The organism is Streptomyces sp. NPDC033270, from assembly GCF_055576575.1.
Genome location: NZ_JBVIRA010000037.1, coordinates 1 through 16,229 on the forward strand (window position 1 = coordinate 1; position 16,229 = coordinate 16,229).

Genomic DNA, 16,229 nt, shown 5'->3' on the forward strand with positions numbered 1-16,229 from the left:
AAAAAAAACCCCGGGGGTTGGGGGCCTCGGGGGCCTCCACGGCCTCGGGGGGGGGGGAACCCGGCAAATTTGCCGGGTTCCCCTCAACCGCGGGCTTCTTAGCTCTCCACGATCTCCGCATCCACGACATCGTCAGCCGGAACAGTCGTTTTCGTGAGAATACGGCCAACCTTGCGCAGGCGCCCTTGCAGGTGCTCGGCATCGACCGCCGCACGTCGCAGGTTGGCGTTGTCATCCAGGAGCGCCTCGTCGACCCGCTGCAGCGCATGCTCCGCGGCGTTGACTGCAGCCACAAGGGGGTCTGTCGCCTCCTGGCGTGGCGCGGTCTGCCGGGTTCCACCTGGGGCCTTTGCCGGTGCGGGGATGACTGGCTGGGAAGCCTGGAGATCACGCCACTGCGTGACGACGGCGCGGACACGTTCTTGGGGGTTGGCCTCGACGGAAGCCGTCTCTATTGCCTTGGTGACCCGGGCCTTGATCTGGTGCTCGACCAGGCGCATCTTGCCGGAGTCGAACGCCCTTTTCAGCTGCACGTAATCGGCTGCGGCCTGTTCGTCGGATGTGCTGTGGGCGTACGGGAGCATGGCGCGGACGTGGGAGGCCGGGGCGGGCTTGCCCAGCGCTTCCTGCACCGTTTTGGCGAGCCGCCATTCCTCCTGCAACCGCCGGGCGTCGCGCTCGGTCATGCCGTCGTGTTCTGCGGCCAGGTACTGCACCCACGTGCGGGTTCCGTCGCCCCGGTGCAGGCGCCGGCGCCGCACGATCTCCAGGGACATGCCCAGCATCCACTGCGCGCTCCGGGCGTTGTCGATGGCGCGGTGACATTCGTCCAGCTGCCGCTGCTCCAGGTCGCTGAGGGGCCCGGAAGCCTCCTCTGCAGTCACGTCCCGCTCGGGCAGGCTGACGGCCCAGTGGGCAAGCGTGAACGGTTGGTCGCGCAGCCGTGCTGAGTCTGAGTCTGCTGGCTCAAGAACGGCCACGGTGCCTGTGGTGGCTTCCGCCCCGCCGCCCGTGCCGACGCCAGAGGTGGCGGCGGTGGCCTCTGCGCCCGCTCGCAGGTTCCTGCGCTTAGCCACGCTTGATAAGTCCCTTCGTCTCCATCTCGGTGATCAGTTCGCCGTACGGGCCGCGGGAGGCGTGCTCCACGCTGAACGCCGTTGCCTGCTTGATGTCGTCGAGCATCGGGATCATCACCGTGAACACGTTCCATCCGCTGTCGCGCAGCATGCCGCGAATCTCGTTGGCGGAGCGGACGCCAGTCCGTACGCGGTTGAGGAGCACCCACACGGGCGGGGCCTTGCGGTCCGCGCGGACGTAGGCGGAACGGGCCACCATGTCGGCGATAGGCGTGGACGTGCGGGGCTGGGTGACGCGCTGGTAGTCCGCCATGGACGGCTCCATGTGCACGATCGCCAGGTCGGCGATCTTCAGCACGCTGTCCGCGATGTGCGGGTGGTTCTCGGTGTGGCCGACGTCCACGATGTCGATTCCGTCCGCGAGTGGGGTGACGTCGGTCGCGAAAGTGGCCGTGGCGTTCTTCTCCACGGGGAAGGGAAATCCTCCGGCGGCCAGGGACCACTGGAGGAGGTGCTCGGACTCGTCGGCGTCCCACGCCCGTACGCGATAGTCCACCTCGTGCAGGGCATGAGCCGTCATGCCCGTGTCTGTCGTCTTCCCCATGGAGCGGGGACTGATGTTGGCGATAAGCACGGCGGGCGCTCCCTCGGCGTCTGGTTCTGGCCCGCATGATGCTGCCATGCCGCGTACGGCACAGGGATTCAGGGGAACCCGGCAAATTTGCCGGGTACCCCCTCAACCGCGGGCTTCTTAGCTCTCCACGTGGGCGATGGGCCCCCGGCTGCCGGCAGATCTGATCGAGCGGTTCCGGGAGCCGGCGCAGACGACGGAGGCGCCGCCGCGGCGTTGGCCCGCTGACCCGATGGACGCGTTCCGTGCGGCGGGCGTCAAGGTGTTCACGCTTGATGACCTCGACCTGGGCCCGGATGTGGACGCCTATCACCTGGGCCCTGTTCGTCGCCACATCGGCGGTCCTTGCGCGTTGGTGTGCCCCGCCCTGGCCTACGTGCGCTACCGTACGGATTGCGGTCATCGGACCGTGGGCCCGGCTCAAGGCCCGGTTCGTCTGGCCCAGACCGGACGAGCTCCACCGAAGGTGCTCCGCGCCGAGCCGCCCATCACATCGCATCACCCTTGCTGGCCTCGCTCTTGGCGGCTGGTGAGTCTGGGATCACCGCGAGCCGCGGAAACAGAGCTTGAGATGCCGAAGAACCACGCGCGCAAGAAGGCCCTGGCCGACCTTAAGAACGAGCTGGGCATCAAGCACGCCTGCGCCACCGCGCTCCTGGACCACCCCGACGCCGACGAGCGGGAGACCCTGGTCGAGTACCTGGAGACGTACGTCGACATCAACACGTACAGGGAAGCGGTCGACTATCTGCGCCAGGAACAGAACGACCCCCGCAACGAGGTCATGTGCCAGCGGTGCGGCTGGACGTACGGGATGGTCTGCCCGGAGTGCGAGGAGGGATGCGGCTGCTCCTACGGCTGCACGGGGTGGCGGCACGGCGAATACGCCGGCGACGACGAGGAGTACGACAGCGGCGGGTGCCCGGATTGCGGCGCTGGCGGTGACCCGTACGCCGAGTGCGTCTGCTACGACGACGAGGACGAGGCGGCGTGACCCCGGCGATCGACACCGAGGCCACCGTTCGCGCCGTCCGTCGGGGCCTGGCTGTCTTCCCTATCCCCGCCGGCGGCCGGGTGCCCGAACCGGGGTGGCAGCGGCTCGCCACGTTCGACGAAGACGCGCTCCCTGAGCTGCTCGCCGACGATCGCAACGTCGGGATCGGCTGCCGGGCCTCCAACGTCGTCGCCCTGGACCTCGACATCCACCAGGCCGACAGCCCGGCCCGCAACGGCATCGAGACCCTGCGGGCCCAGCTCGACCGCCGGGGCCTGACCGGCTGGCCTAACACGTTCACCGTCATGACCCCGCATCAGGGCCTGCACCTGTACTTCCGGGTGCCAGCGGACTGCACGATCGGCAGTAGCTCCGGTGGGCGGACCGCCCTCGGACCGGGGATCGACGTGCGCGGGCCCGGCCGCCGCAGCGGCGGCTACCTCCTCGGGCCCGGCTCGATCGTGGGCGGCCTGCCGTACGTCATCGTCCACGACGCACCCGTGGCGCCCCTGCCGGAATGGATAGCCGATCGGCTGCGCACCGGGAAGGGGGACCGATGAACTGGGACAGCACCCTGGACCTGTGCACGTACCAGACGGCCGGGTTCACCCGGGGTGAGCTGGAGGCGATCGACGAGTACCGCGAGCAGGTGACCCTGCGCGGGTACTTCGACCTGGAGGAGCTGCTGGAGGGGGGCGACGATCTGGCCGTCGCGCTGCGCGGCCGGGCGGGGGAGCTGACCCGCTGGCATGACGCGCTTACCAGGCTGATGGCCGACCCCCGGCTGGAGAACGAGCGGCGCCGCGCCGACCCGTATGGCCCCGCCTACGACAAGCACGGCAAGGGCCCGTACTGCGCGGCCGTCGCCCGGTTTCTGGGCTTCGCCGCCGCCGACTACCACCGCCACCGCGCCGGGTACGAGTACGCCGTCACCGTGTGGGCGCTGGGGCTCCAGGCCCCGGACAGCTACCCGCCCGAGTCTCGTCACGTCGATCTGCCCAACAGGTCGCTGAAACTCTGGGGCTGACGGCCCTCGGTGTACCGAACGTCTGACGGGACCGCCGGTGAACGGGCCCGGCCCGGTATCCCCAGCAGGGGCTACCGGGCCGGTGGGCGGTCAGTTACTGGTCCTGGCCTGGAGGCTGCGGGGGCTCGACCTGGCCGGAGTTGCCGGGGGCCGGCTGCTGGCCGCTGTTGCCGGGGGTGAGGGCGTACAGCATGCGCTGGTTCAACTTGTCGGCGACGACCAGGGCGCGCCGGTCGGCGACGCCGAGGGGGAGTGCGACGTCGTCCCCGCCGATGACGGTGTCGGTGTCGGCGGTCAGGGCGTGGGTGCGCTGCTGCTGGTCGATGGCATAGATACGGCCGGCGGCCGCGGCCTTGGGAGTGGCGCCGGTGACTTCGCGGCCGCTGCCGTCGGCGGTGTTGAGCAGCAGCGGGCCGATGGCCACCAGTTCGCCGGCGGCGCGCACGGTGGAGGTGTCGACGTCCTGGCCGGCCTTGGCGGCGGCGAGCTGCTTGCCGCTGTGGGCGTCGTAGACGGTGGCGATCGTGCTGGTGCCGGTCTGCCAGATGACGGCCAGCCGCTTGCTGTCGACGCCCAGGACGCGGGTCGGCTGGGCGCCGCCGCCCTTGGCCTTCTTGCCCTTGCTCTTGCCCGTGGCGGGCGGCTGCAGCTTCAGGCCCTTGCCGGGCTGCTTCTGGCCGGGCGAGAGGCGCCAGACGTGGCCGGTGCCGTCGGCGGCCAGGACGGAGGTGCCGTCGGCGGCAAGTGCGGTGGCCTTCACCGGCAGATCGACGTTGCGGACCTTGCCCTTGCTGATGACGCCGGCCGTCGCCTCGTCGAGGTTGACCAGGGGAGAGTCGCCGGCGAACGAGATGGTGCCGCCGCTGGCGGGAAGGTCCACCGAGGTGAGCGGGTGCTGCGTGCCGTCGAGCGGCCAGTAGTGCAGGGTCTGGCCGCTGCTGAGGGCCAGGACGTCACGGCCGTCGATGCGGGTGAACACCAGGGCTCCGTACGCGCCGTCGGACAGTTCCGCGGTCCACTTCGTGACGCCGGTGGCCGGGTCGAGGACGGCCAGCTCGCCCTTGTCGGTGACGGTGGCGATCGTGCCGTTGGGTGCGACGGCGGGCGTGACGTCGGTGCTGATGGGCAGGGACCAGGCGGCGCGGGTCGTCCAGCCGTCCGGTGCCGGCTTGGGCAGGTTCGCCGGCGGCGGCGTCGCTGGCCCCGAAGCGGTGGCACGCGTACGGGCGTTGGGGGCCTGGGTCACATCGCCGCTGCCGCCGGCGTTGAGGATGACCACCGCGATCAGGGCGATCACGCCGAGGAAGACGCCCGCGGCGATCAGGCCCTTGGTCTGCGACTTGCCCGCGGCTTCCTGCTGCTCGCCGGGGTTCTTGCCCAGGTTGACACTGCCCTTGCGGGGTGCCGGTGCGGGCAGGCGCAGGCCGCGGCGGCGGGCGGGTGCCTCCTCGGGCGCGGCCTGGACGGTTCCGTCGGCGGGGTCGACGATCAGCGGGAAGCGGGTGCCGTCGGTCTCGACGGCGGTGACGCGGATCGGCCGGCCGAGGCGGGCGTACTTGCTGGCGACGTGCTGGACCGCCCACCGGCGGGCCTCGGCGCCGTCGAGGCCCTGAGGTAGGCGCAGGCTGACCCCGTCGACCTCGACCATGCCCTGGCCGGTGAGACGGACCTCGGGCGCCGGCCAGGCGGGGACGGTGGCGGGATCGATGTTCGTGGTCACGCGGACACTCGCATGCTGTCGACTCTCCAGGAACTGCTCGTGGTGCTGCGGGTGAGGTGGATCCACGTCACCCAGTGCTCGTCGGGGCCCTTCCAACCGTCGCGGCCGCGGAAGTGGACGGCGACCTCGAACTGCCGGTAGGCGCTCTTCGGGGTGCTCGCCGGGGCGGTGTCGTGGGCCTGGCGGGCGGTGACGGTGGTGTAGCCGTGGTGGGCGGCCATCTGGTCCCAGCTGGCGCCGGGCGGCGCGACGGGCTGGCCCAGGGCGGTCTTGGCGTAGGCGGGGGTGAGCCAACGTGTGGTCCGGCGCTGGGCGTCGACCCGGGTGCGGTCCAGCTGGGCGTCGTAGGTGAACGCCACCTCGACGACGGCTTTGGCCACCGCGGTGGCGTCCTGCTCGTTCACGCCCTTGGGCAGGCCGCCCTTGGGGGTGCCGGCCTTCCCCGTCGGCATCTCCTTGGGCGGTGAGTAGGTGGCATTCGGGCGGGCGGTCGGCGCGGGGGAGGAGTGGGCCGGCTTCGGTTTCGGCTTGTCCTGGTCCTCGCTGCTGCAGCCGGCCGCGGCCGCGGCGACCAGCACCACCGTGGCGGCCGCGGACACCGCGCGAAGCGTCCTGGTTGTGCTCATGTGAACCTCCTGACGTCCCACGGGAATTTCCGCCAGTACGCGTCCAGGGGCACCTGCTTGACCACGGTTCCCGGGTGGGGAGCGTGGATCATCTGCCCGTTGCCGACGTACAGGCCGACGTGGCCCCAGTTGCCGTCGTTGTTGATGACTATGACGTCGCCGGGCTGCATATCGGCACGCGCAACGGAGGTGCCGGCGCCGCGCTGGGACTGCGAGGTGCGCGGGATGCTCCTGCCGGTGGCGGCATAGATCGCGTACTGGGTCAGACCCGAGCAGTCGAATCCACCGCCGGTAGGTCCGCCGGATCCGCCGCCGCCCCAGATGTAGGGGTACCCCAGGTACTTCTTGGCAGCGGCGACGGCCTTGGCGCCCGCTCCGGTTCCCACCGGGCCGGCGGCGTTGGCGCCCTGGTACTTCTTGGCCAGCTTGAGGATGTTGGAGACGTAGCCCATGGTCTCCCAGTACGGCGGTATGCCGTGGTACTTCCACACCTTGTTGGAGCCGGCGTTGTAGCCGGCCAGGGTCAGGGAGACGATGTCACCCTGCAGCTGCTTGCTGCTGACGCCCGGCAGCAGCTCCTTGGCGATCACACAGTCATAGGTGCCCTGGGAGATGATCGCGTCCGCGGGGTTGAACGGGTCGGCCTTGCCGTCGTTGTCGCCGTCGGTGCCGTAGGTCTTCCAGGTGCCCGGTATGAACTGGGACAGGCCCTGGGCACCGGCGGGGCTCTGGGCTTTGGGGTTCCAGTTGGACTCCGCCTCTATCTGGGCGGCGATGATGGCGGGCGGTATCTGGGAGCAGATGCTGCCGGCCTTGGTGATCCAGGCCCGGTACTTGGTGGGGACCGCGTTACTCAGCCCGCCGCGGGTTCCGCCGCCGTCGACCATTCCGCAGCCGGCGGCCAGGACCACCAGCCCGGTGGTTGCTGATATCGCGCCGACGATACGGCGCTGACGTTGCGTCATGCGCTTCCCCCGTGTTCGAAATCCTACTCACTCGGATGTAACGCCCCATCCGTTCCTATTCGCATAAAGGTATTTGCGAAGCTCGGACTTGAATGTCCGCCATGATCGCTTTGGACCTATTTGGAACCCTGGGAGGTGGTTCTCGCCGAACCACTTCACGACGGTCTGCGCTTCAACTCGGAGAACCGCAGCCACCTCCCCAGGCGTCATGACCTCTGGATATCCCGCCAGATGAGCATCGATCTCATCGAATTGGTGCACCCACCCACTCCCCCTTTGATCTCCGCTAAGCGAGATCGCACGCTATCAGCGGCTGTTCATGGACGTTCGAATTTATTAGTTGCTTTGAGCTATGGGGAAGGTACTGTAAGCGGTTCGCGATCACGCCTTTTGTGATAGCGGAGAAAGAAGGGAACGGGGATGGGGGACGAACGAGTCGATCTGTGGGTGACTCCGCAACCCACCACCATGCAGCCGCAAGATCACCAGCCCGCACCGCAGCCGCAGGCGCCCCGTCCGCTGCAGCCGGCCCAGCGTCAGCTGTCGGTACAGGCCCCGCAAATGCAGCTCGGCACAATCCCGATGGCTCCCGCTCAGGGGGTTATCTGGTGGGCGCTGGGCGTGCACGGCGGCGCCGGCGTCTCCACGCTCCTACGCACCGTCGGCGGCGGCGGTGACGCCCTGCGGCGCTGGCCGGACATCCACGGTGCCGTATCCGGCATTCACGTGGTGCTCGTGGCACGGGCCGACGCGCACGGACTTGCCTGTGCGCAGGCCGCGCTGCAGGAATGGCACACCGGCATGGCCCCGGCCAGCACGCACATCGCCGGCCTGGTGCTCATGGCGGACGCTCCCACCAAACCGCCGCGGTCGGTGCGCGACCGCATCCGGGTGCTGACCGGCGCGGTGGACAACAGCTGGGAGGTGCCCTGGGTCGAGGAGTGGCGCGAGGGTGGCCGGCCCGCCAAGCGGATCAAGGCGCTGGTCGCGTTGGAGGAGACGCTGCGCCAGCTGCCGCCGCCACACATCACCCTGGCCCTGCCGCCCGGCTCGACTGCACAGCCGCAGTACGCTCCTCAGCCCGCGCAGCAGCCGATGCCGACGGCCACCTACTACCAGCAGCAGCCCATGACACCCAGCGGCCGCCCTGGGCCCACCGGCCCGCCCGGGCCGGCTATGCCGCCGCCTGACCCGAGGACCCGCCTCGACCTGAACCAACCAACGGAGGGAACACGTTGAACAAAACGATCATGCTGGCGATCGGGACTTGCCCGCCCGGCGCCTGCACCAAGATCCAGACGATCGGCAACTGGATCACCTGGGTCGCGGCCTGGGCAGCCGGCGTCGCGTTCGTGATCAGCGGCGCGATCCTGTGCTGGGCCTACTTCTCCGGCCACGGCTCGAACCGCGCGATGAAGGCCCTGGGCGGTGCCTGCATCGGCTCCATCATCATCTCCGCCGCGTCCACGCTGGCCAACGCACTGATTCTCTGATCGACATCTAGGGGGAGCGCCATATGGCGAAGCGCACCACCGGCGACGGCGACGAAGCGGCCGGCGGCAACCGGCTCTTCATCGCGTCCGCCGCAATCATTCTCGTCGTGGTCCTGCTGGGCGTCTTCGTCGTTGCCACCTCGGGCGACGACGACAAGGGCGGCGGGACGGCCGGCGCGCAGCCGACCAGCAGTACCTCGACGTCCAGCTCCGGCGGGGCCGGCGACGGCCAGGCCCCGGACGACGGCGCCAAGGGCTGCAAGCCGTCCGACACGGACAAGAACGTGCCGACCACGGCTCCCGACGATGTCTCCTGGGACCTGGTCAACACCGTCGCGCTGCCCCGCTCGAAGAGTGCAGGCCCGCTCAAGGTCGACGGTCAGACCGCCAGCTGCTACGCGCACACCCCTCGGGGGGCGCTCATGGCCGCGGCCAACGGCTTCTACCGCTCGATTCTCTCCGCACCGGACGTCAAGCCGCTCAAGGCCCAGGTCCTGCCCGGCGCCGGCCGGGACGCGCTGGAAAAGCAGCTGAAGAAGGTTGACCAGCCCGTCCAGAGTGGGCAGATGGCCCAGATCGCCGGATTCCGCATCGTCTCCTACACCGACACCACCACCGTCGTCTCCCTCGTCAACGGCTCGCAGTCCGCGCAGTCGCTCAAGTCCTCCGACATCACCGTCCAGTGGTCCGGCGGCGACTGGAAGATCGTGCCGCCGCCCGGCGGCGGCCTGAACACCCCGGGCGACCAGCTCAGCAGCCTCGACGGCTACATCCCGTTCGGGGGCGTGTAGTGCCCGGCGGCCTGTGCGACATCCCGCCCATCTCCTGGGGCTGCGACGGCGCCAAGGAGGTGGTCGGTGACACCGTCGGCAACTGGATAGAAGACCTGCTGAAGTCCCTCGCCGCGGGCCTGGGCAAGATCGTCCAGCAGATCACGTCACTGTGGCTGAAGGTCTCCACCCCCGGCGTCGCGCCCACCACGGGCAAGGCAGGGGAGTCGGTCAACGGGGCCACATCAGTGGCCCAATGGCTGGACACCCACACGCTGTGGCTGTCCTCGGCCCTGACCGGGATCTGCCTGATCATCGCCGGCGCGAGGATGGCCTACTCCCTGCGCGGCAGCGGGGAGGAGATGCGCAACATCCTCCATGGCATGGTCAAACTGGTGCTGATCAACGGGATGTTCATCCCCGGCGTCCAAATCGCCATCACGATCGGCGACTCCTATACGAACTGGATCATCGACCAGTCCCTAGGCGGCAACGCCGACGAGAAGCTGGGTCTGGCCGCGCTGTCCATCGCAGGGCTGTCCAACCAGCTTGGCGGGCCGGGCGTCCCCCTGCTTCTGGTCTTGTTCGCCTGTGTCTTCAGCCTGATCCAGCTGATCATCATGTACTTCCGGGCGGCCGTGCTGGTACTGCTGGCCGGCACCGTCGCCATCCCGGCCTCGACCGCCGTCACGGGCATGGGCTCGCGCTGGCTGGCCAGGTGGCTGTCCTGGACGCTGGCGTTCCTCCTCCTCAAGCCTGCGGCCGCCACCGTCTACGCGGCCGCCTACCGCCTGATGGGCTCCGGCGCGAACCAGGACCTCGGTTCGGGCATCACCGGCTTCGTGCTGCTGTCCGCCACGGTCATCGTGCTGCCCGCCCTGCTCAGGCTGATGCAGCCGGCCGGTGTCGCGCTCACCAGCGGCGGCTCCTTGGGTGGCGGCGCCGATGCCGTCGGCCGCCTCTCCAGCATGGACACCAGCGGCGGCCCGTCCGGGTCCTCCTCGTCGGGCATGTCCGCCCAGTCCTCCCCGGCGGCTGATGCCCCCACTGGGTCCTCCAACGTCGGGCTGAGCAGCTCCACACCGTCCGGTGTCTCCGACGGCGGGTCGCTCGGCAGCAGCGCGGCCTCGGCAGGGACGAAGTCCGCCGGCGCCAGCACCGGGTCCGCGGGTGCCGGTACGGCCTCCGCGGGCGCGGGTACTGCCTCCGCCGGTGCGGGTACGTCCGCCGCGGCCGGCGGAGGCGCGGCGGCCGGCGGTTCGGCCGCGGCGGGTGCCGCGGGCGGTCCGGCAGGAGTCGCCGTCGCTATCGGTGCCCAGGCAGCCAAGGCCACCAAGGACAAGATCGTCGAAGGGTTCGAGGACGCTACCGAGGGAGGTGGCCCCAGTGGCTCCTGAGACCGAAACGCTGCGGACGTACGGCAACTGGCGCCGGCCGCGCCCGCCCGGCCTGGGCGGGCTGGGCCTGGTCCCCACCGCCGTCTTGTTCCTCTTCCTGGCCGTGGCCGGCACCGCCGCACCGCTCAACCTGTGGATCGCGGCCATCACCGCCGTGGTCGGCGCCGTCGTGCTCGTGCCGCTGGCCGTGCGCGACCGCTACGGCCGCCACATGGGAACCCTGCTCTACTCGCGCCTGGCCTGGGGCCGCGGCGTGATGAAAGGTCAGAACGTGTACCGATCCGGCGTTTTGTCGAAGGTTCCCGGCGGCAAGTCCCTGCTGCCGGGCCTGGCGATGCCCAGCGACATGTACGAAGCAACCGATGGCCTGGGCAGGGCCTTCGGCATGATCCATTACCACCAGGTCGAGCACTTCGCGGTGACCCTGTCCTGCAGCGCCCAGGGCGGCTCCCTCGTCGACCAGGGCGACATCAACACCTGGGTGGCCAACTGGGGCGCCTTCATGCAGTCGATGGGCGGCGAGCCGAACCTGGTGGGCTTCCAGGTGGTCGTCGAGGTCGCCCCCGACTCCGGCGAGAAGCTGCACACCGAGATCGCACACCAGCGCTCCGAGGGGGCCTCTCCCCTCGCGCAGCAGGTGATGGCGGACATCGACCGCACGTACCCGTCCGGCTCGCCCACCATCAACACCTACGTCAGCTTCGTCTACGACGCGGCCTCCTCGATCGGCCGCTCGAAGCGGTCGCCCAAGGAGATGGCGGTGGAGATCGGCCGTCGGCTGCCGTCGCTGACCAGCCGTCTGGCCTCGACCGGTGCCGGGGCGGCCAGCCCGCTGTCGTCCACCGAGCTGGCGGAGGTCGTGCGCACGGCCTACGAGCCGGGCGTTGCCCAGCTCATCGACCAGGCGCGGGCCTCGGGCACCGACTCGGGCCTGACCTGGTCGCAGGCCGGCCCCACCACGCACGTCGCCAAGACCAAGAGCTACTGGCACGACGGCGCAACGAGCGTGACCTGGATGATGGGTGAGGCGCCCCGCGGTGAGGTGTTCAGCGACGTGCTGCGCTCGCTGCTGTCCTCGCACGGCGACATCGACCGCAAGCGGGTGGCGCTGATCTATCGGCCGCACTCGCCGGCCGAGGCGGCCGCCATCGCCGACCGGGACTTCCGCGCGGCGCGCAGCCGTACGGAGACCTCCCGCAACGGACAGGCCCGCGCGGAAGCGGAGTACTCCGCGGCCGCCAAGACACGGCAGGAAGAGGCGCGCGGCGCCGGCCTGACACTGTTCGGCCTGGTGGTCACCGCCACCGTGCACGACGGCGACGACGGCGAACACCAGGTGCTGGCCGCGGAGACCGCGGTGGACAACCTCTCGGCGCCGGCGCGGATCGCCCTGCGCTACGCCTGGGGCAGTCAGGACGCCGGTTTTCTGGCCGCGCTGCCGATCGGCGTGATCCTTCCGGAGCATGTCGCGCTGCAGCTGCCCAAGACACTCAAGTAACAAGGGGGGTGCGTCGCATGGCTCGGCGCTCGAAGAAGACTGAGGAAGAGGCCGGGCTGGCGGTGCGCGGCCGCAACTGGGGCCTGCCGGTGCGGATCGGCGCCCGCGGGATGCGCGGCCCGAACGGCGGGCGGACGTCGTACCTGGACATGCCCACCGAGTACCGCGGCACCAGCCGGCAGGTCTGCGGCCTGTGGCCGTTCGTCGTCGGCGCCGGCACCCCCATGATGGGGGTGCCGCTCGGCCGCAACCTGGTGACCGGCGCGACGCTGTGCTGCGACCCGATCGCGTGGTTCGAGCGGGCCGGCCTGATCGCCAACCCCAGCATGTTCACCCTGGCCAAGCCGGGCCTGGGCAAGTCCACCATCAACCGCCGCATGGTCGTGGGGCTGGACTTCCGCGGCACGGTCTCCTTGGTACCGGGCGACACCAAGGGCGAATACACCGATCTGATCCGGGCGCTGGGTGGCCAGGTCATCCAGCTGGGGCGCGGCATGGGCTCGCTCAACCCGCTCGACCTGGGCGAGATGGGCGCGGCCGCGGCCCGGCTGACCGGCACCGCCCGTCGGCTGATGCTCGATGAAGCCACCGGCCGGCGTTCCACGATGGTGGCGGCGCTGGTCTCCATCGTCCGCAAATCCCCGATCACCGGCGATGAGGAGGCGCTGCTCGGCAAGGCGATCGAGATGCTCGATGACGTCGACCTGGGCCGGCCCGCGCTCCTCGACGACCTGGTGACGCTCCTCAAGACAGGCCCCGACGCGCTGCGCTCGATGACCCTCGCCGACAGCGAAGAGCAGTACAGGCAGGCGGTGAAACCGCTGCTGAAGTCACTGATGTCGCTGGTCGAGGGCACGCTGGCGTCCACCTTCAACCGCCAGACCTCTCACCGGCTCTCGCTCGACCGGCCGGTGAGCATCGACCTGTCCTCCATCCCCGCCTCCGAGAAGACCCTGGAGGGGGCGGTGCTGCTGACCTGCTGGGCCGAGGCGTTCGCCACGATCGAGGCACACGACCGGCTCACCGACGCCGGCCTCGCCCCGCGCCGCAACTTCTTCCTCGTCCTGGATGAGCTGTGGCGGATCCTTCGCGCCGGCGTGGGCCTGGTCGACCGGGTCGACGAGCTCACGCGACTGAACCGGCAGATCGGCATCGGCCAGTCGATGACCACGCACTCCACCGATGACCTGCTCTCGCTGCCCAACCCCGAGGACCGCAGCAAGGCCAAGGGCTTCGTCGAGCGGTCCGGGATGGTGTTCCTCGGCGGTCTGCCGCGTGCGGAGATGGACGCCCTGAACAAGATCGTTCCGCTGTCTTCGAGGGAGCGGGAGCTGATCGTCGAGTGGTCGATCCCGCCGAGCATCGACATCAAGACCGGTCAGGAGATGCCCCCGCCGGGCCGAGGAAAGTTCCTGGTCAAGGCGGGCGCCAACGCGGGGATCCCGATCCAGACGGCGCTGACGCAGGCGGAGATCCGGCTCAACGACACCAACCAGAAGTGGGCCAACAGGATCCAGGACAACACCGGCGGCGCGCTGGACCTGGACAAGGCGGAGGCTGGCCGATGAACCGCGGCGGCGGCGAGCGGATCACCCCGGGCCAGATCGCCGCCGCGGTGGTGATCGGCTGCGTGCTCCTGGTGATCGCGGCGGCCTACCTCGCCCTGACCGCCGCGCAGTGGTGGGCCACCGGCGCATGGGAGTTCACCGCGCCGTTCACGCCGTTGCTGGGGCTGGCGACCGGTGAGTGGCGGTGGACGTCGGCGGCCACCGTGTTCGCGCTCATCGAGGCGGCGGCCGCCGCGGCGGTCGGCGTTGTGGTGGTCCGGGCCGTACGGCGCCGGTGGCGGGCGGGTGTGTCCACCAAGGCCACCGACGAAGCGGCCCGCCGTATGTCCACGCGTCGCGATCACGTCGCGCTGCAGGCGGAGGTCGACCGCACCGCGCAGCGGCTGCAGATCGAGGGGGCCGAACCGGGCATCTGTGTCGGGCGGTCAGTCACCACCGGCAAGCGGGTCTACGCGCCGTGGGAGTACCTGCACCTGACGATCGCCGGCCCCGGCCGCCACAAGACGGTCGCCCAGGTGGTCCCGGCGATTTTGCGGGCCCCCGGAGCGTGCATGACGTCCACCAACAAGGACGACATCGTCAAGCTGACCCGGCTCGGGCGCTCGTACAAGGGCGAGACCTGGGTTTTCGACCCTCAGGAGATTGTCGGGGAAACCCCCTCGTGGTGGTGGAATCCCCTTCGGCAGATCAAGAAACTGTCGGATGCCGAGGAGCTGATGGGCGTCCTGGCCGACGCCAACTCCGACGCCGAACAGCGCGCCCGCGCCGACGGATTCTTCGACCCCAAGGGCAAGAGCGTGCTGGCGTGGTGCCTGCTGGCGGCCGCCCTCGACGGCCGGCAGGTCACCGTCATCTACGAGTGGCTGACCGACAGCCAGAACACCGACCCGGACGACATCCTGCGCGCACACGGTGCGACGGTCGCCGCGGTCGGTCTGCAGGGCATGCGCCGACTGCCGGAGAAGACACGCGAGAGCGTGTTCGCCACGGCGGAGGTGTTCGTGGGATGGCTGACCAATCCGGACATCACGCGCTGGGTGACCTGCCCTCCCGATCAGCTGGCGACGCGCGCAGAGTTCCGGCCCGAGGACTTCATCGCCTCCACCGACACGCTGTATCTGCTCTCCCGCAAGGGCGCAGGCTCCGCGGCCCCGCTGACCACCGCGCTGTCGGCCGCCGTCCTGAACACCGCGGATCGCGCGGCCGACCGGGCCCCGGGCAGCCGGCTCAACCCGCCGCTCGTCGCCCCGCTCGATGAGGTCGCCAACACCGTGCGCTGGCGCCAGCTGCCGGACCTATACACCTACTACCGCAGCAAGGGGATCGTCGTGCTGGCCTGGCTGCAGACCTGGGGCCAGGGCGTCGAAGCGTTCGGCGAGCAGGGGATGGAGACGCTCTGGGACGCGGCGGCCTGCAAGACGTACGGCGGCGGCCTGTCCGACACGTCCGTCCTGCTCAAGCGCGTCAGTGACCTGGTCGGCGAGTGGGACGCTCCGCAGATCACGCGCTCGACCGACCCGCGGACTCTCATCGGCGCCCAGCAGATGTCCGAGGGCACCCGGGAGAAGGCGATTCTGCCGGTCTCGGAGCTGGGCCGGCTCGCGCCGCGGCGCATGGTCGTCATGCTTCAGGGCGTCGCGCCGATGATGATCGACGCGGAACCGTACTGGGAGAGCGACCTGGCGCAGCTGGTCGAGGACAGCAAGCGGCTGTACGGAGAGCCGACACCGCCCCCGGCTGATGACGCTGAGAGCGGCGGCGACGTGTCCCTGGAGAAGTCGTCGTGAGTCGACTGACGCTGGAGGGGCTGGAGGACCAGCTCGACGAACTGGTCATGCTCGTCTCGGCGGTGACCGAGGACGGCCTGGAGCGCACCGACCGCCTGGACAAGGCGGTCGGTGCGCTGCGCGAGCAGCTGCAGGACCTCATCGAGCATGTGGCAGCCGCCGAGGCCGAGGAACCCAGCGAAGAAGAGGAACCGCCGCAGCCTGCCAGCTGGACGGACCGGGCCACCCCCGAGGAGTGGGCGGCCCTGGCGGACTGGGTCGACTGGCTCCAAGGTCACTACGAAGTCAGCGGCGAATACCGGCTCCCCCCGTGCTGGCCCCGGCACAAGGGTGCCGCCGATGAACTGGCCGGCCTCCACGGTTCGTGGAAGGCCGCGATGCTGGCGGACATGAAGGCGGAGGGCGTTGGGGACGCTTCCGTCTACTGGCACGACCGCTACCGGATGGAGGCCCTGCGGCGCGCCGTCAGCAGCCTCAACCGGGCCTGTCTCAACGGCAATCACACAGAGCCGAAGCCGGTGCCAGCTACCGACCGCAGCGCGCTGCCCGAGGTGGCAGAACCCCCTGAGGAACCGGAGCGTCAAGACCAGGCCGATGACGAGGGAGAGGAATACGCGCCTTGCCGCAGCGTTCCCGGCCCTGGCGCGGTAACCTTCACTTACCAAGACTGGTAAGTG

General features: G+C 69.9%; 17 protein-coding genes. 11 read left to right on the plus strand and 6 right to left on the minus strand.

Going from position 1 to position 16,229, the window contains the following annotated elements; genetic code table 11:
* Nucleotides 1-98 precede the first annotated feature (98 nt).
* A complete protein-coding gene (locus tag ACZ5XZ_RS35345; RefSeq protein ID WP_468985866.1) occupies nucleotides 99-1,076 on the minus strand; it encodes a hypothetical protein in 978 nt (325 codons plus the stop codon).
* Nucleotides 1,069-1,656 (minus strand): ParA family protein, encoded by a 588-nt coding sequence (locus tag ACZ5XZ_RS35350; RefSeq protein WP_468985869.1) that lies wholly within the window; start codon nucleotides 1,654-1,656, stop codon nucleotides 1,069-1,071. Before ACZ5XZ_RS35350 ends, ACZ5XZ_RS35345 begins: the two co-directional genes overlap by 8 nt.
* Before the next feature lie 622 nt (nucleotides 1,657-2,278).
* On the opposite strand from ACZ5XZ_RS35350, the gene ACZ5XZ_RS35355 reads away from it, so the two are divergent.
* Genes ACZ5XZ_RS35355 through ACZ5XZ_RS35365 form a run of 3 tightly spaced genes read left to right on the plus strand, consistent with a single transcriptional unit; the run spans nucleotide 2,279 to nucleotide 3,728 of the window.
* Nucleotides 2,279-2,701 (plus strand): hypothetical protein, encoded by a 423-nt coding sequence (locus ACZ5XZ_RS35355; protein ID WP_468985871.1) that lies wholly within the window; start codon nucleotides 2,279-2,281, stop codon nucleotides 2,699-2,701.
* Nucleotides 2,698-3,261 carry a bifunctional DNA primase/polymerase gene (locus tag ACZ5XZ_RS35360; RefSeq protein WP_468985874.1) on the plus strand — a complete coding sequence of 188 codons (564 nt, stop codon included), beginning with the start codon at nucleotides 2,698-2,700 and terminating at the stop codon, nucleotides 3,259-3,261. The genes ACZ5XZ_RS35355 and ACZ5XZ_RS35360 overlap by 4 nt, the downstream gene beginning before the upstream one ends.
* Entirely contained in the window at nucleotides 3,258-3,728 is a 471-nt protein-coding gene (locus ACZ5XZ_RS35365) for a hypothetical protein (protein ID WP_468985875.1), read from the plus strand. The genes ACZ5XZ_RS35360 and ACZ5XZ_RS35365 overlap by 4 nt, the downstream gene beginning before the upstream one ends.
* A 94-nt stretch (nucleotides 3,729-3,822) precedes the next feature.
* Here the strand turns inward: ACZ5XZ_RS35365 and ACZ5XZ_RS35370 are convergent, their stop codons facing one another.
* Genes ACZ5XZ_RS35370 through ACZ5XZ_RS35385 form a run of 4 tightly spaced genes read right to left on the minus strand, consistent with a single transcriptional unit; the run spans nucleotide 3,823 to nucleotide 7,249 of the window.
* Nucleotides 3,823-5,448, minus strand: coding sequence for a WD40 repeat domain-containing protein (locus ACZ5XZ_RS35370; protein ID WP_468985877.1), 1,626 nt, complete (start codon nucleotides 5,446-5,448; stop codon nucleotides 3,823-3,825).
* Nucleotides 5,445-6,074: a hypothetical protein gene (locus ACZ5XZ_RS35375; RefSeq protein WP_468985880.1), complete on the minus strand. Its 630-nt coding sequence runs from the start codon at nucleotides 6,072-6,074 to the stop codon at nucleotides 5,445-5,447. The genes ACZ5XZ_RS35370 and ACZ5XZ_RS35375 overlap by 4 nt, the downstream gene beginning before the upstream one ends.
* Nucleotides 6,071-7,039: a C40 family peptidase gene (locus ACZ5XZ_RS35380; RefSeq protein ID WP_468985882.1), complete on the minus strand. Its 969-nt coding sequence runs from the start codon at nucleotides 7,037-7,039 to the stop codon at nucleotides 6,071-6,073. Before ACZ5XZ_RS35380 ends, ACZ5XZ_RS35375 begins: the two co-directional genes overlap by 4 nt.
* Nucleotides 7,040-7,066: 27 nt before the next feature.
* Nucleotides 7,067-7,249 carry a helix-turn-helix domain-containing protein gene (locus ACZ5XZ_RS35385; protein WP_468986002.1) on the minus strand — a complete coding sequence of 61 codons (183 nt, stop codon included), beginning with the start codon at nucleotides 7,247-7,249 and terminating at the stop codon, nucleotides 7,067-7,069.
* Between the two features lie 372 nt (nucleotides 7,250-7,621).
* On the opposite strand from ACZ5XZ_RS35385, the gene ACZ5XZ_RS35390 reads away from it, so the two are divergent.
* Genes ACZ5XZ_RS35390 through ACZ5XZ_RS35425 form a run of 8 tightly spaced genes read left to right on the plus strand, consistent with a single transcriptional unit; the run spans nucleotide 7,622 to nucleotide 16,226 of the window.
* Nucleotides 7,622-8,278: a hypothetical protein gene (locus ACZ5XZ_RS35390; RefSeq protein WP_468985884.1), complete on the plus strand. Its 657-nt coding sequence runs from the start codon at nucleotides 7,622-7,624 to the stop codon at nucleotides 8,276-8,278.
* The gene (locus ACZ5XZ_RS35395; RefSeq protein WP_468985886.1) at nucleotides 8,275-8,532 is read left to right on the plus strand and encodes a hypothetical protein; all 258 of its coding nucleotides are present in this window, start codon (nucleotides 8,275-8,277) and stop codon (nucleotides 8,530-8,532) included. Before ACZ5XZ_RS35390 ends, ACZ5XZ_RS35395 begins: the two co-directional genes overlap by 4 nt.
* Before the next feature lie 23 nt (nucleotides 8,533-8,555).
* Nucleotides 8,556-9,323, plus strand: a complete 768-nt coding sequence (locus ACZ5XZ_RS35400) for a DUF8175 domain-containg protein (protein WP_468985888.1) — start codon at nucleotides 8,556-8,558, stop codon at nucleotides 9,321-9,323.
* Nucleotides 9,323-10,699, plus strand: coding sequence for a hypothetical protein (locus ACZ5XZ_RS35405; protein WP_468985890.1), 1,377 nt, complete (start codon nucleotides 9,323-9,325; stop codon nucleotides 10,697-10,699). Before ACZ5XZ_RS35400 ends, ACZ5XZ_RS35405 begins: the two co-directional genes overlap by 1 nt.
* Complete coding sequence (locus ACZ5XZ_RS35410) at nucleotides 10,689-12,197, plus strand: SCO6880 family protein (RefSeq protein WP_468985892.1); 1,509 nt, start codon at nucleotides 10,689-10,691, stop codon at nucleotides 12,195-12,197. The genes ACZ5XZ_RS35405 and ACZ5XZ_RS35410 overlap by 11 nt, the downstream gene beginning before the upstream one ends.
* 17 nt (nucleotides 12,198-12,214) lie before the next feature.
* Entirely contained in the window at nucleotides 12,215-13,765 is a 1,551-nt protein-coding gene (locus ACZ5XZ_RS35415; RefSeq protein WP_468985893.1) for an ATP/GTP-binding protein, read from the plus strand.
* Entirely contained in the window at nucleotides 13,762-15,552 is a 1,791-nt protein-coding gene (locus tag ACZ5XZ_RS35420; RefSeq protein ID WP_468985895.1) for a type IV secretory system conjugative DNA transfer family protein, read from the plus strand. Before ACZ5XZ_RS35415 ends, ACZ5XZ_RS35420 begins: the two co-directional genes overlap by 4 nt.
* A complete protein-coding gene (locus ACZ5XZ_RS35425; protein ID WP_468985897.1) occupies nucleotides 15,549-16,226 on the plus strand; it encodes a hypothetical protein in 678 nt (225 codons plus the stop codon). Before ACZ5XZ_RS35420 ends, ACZ5XZ_RS35425 begins: the two co-directional genes overlap by 4 nt.
* Nucleotides 16,227-16,229 lie beyond the last annotated feature (3 nt).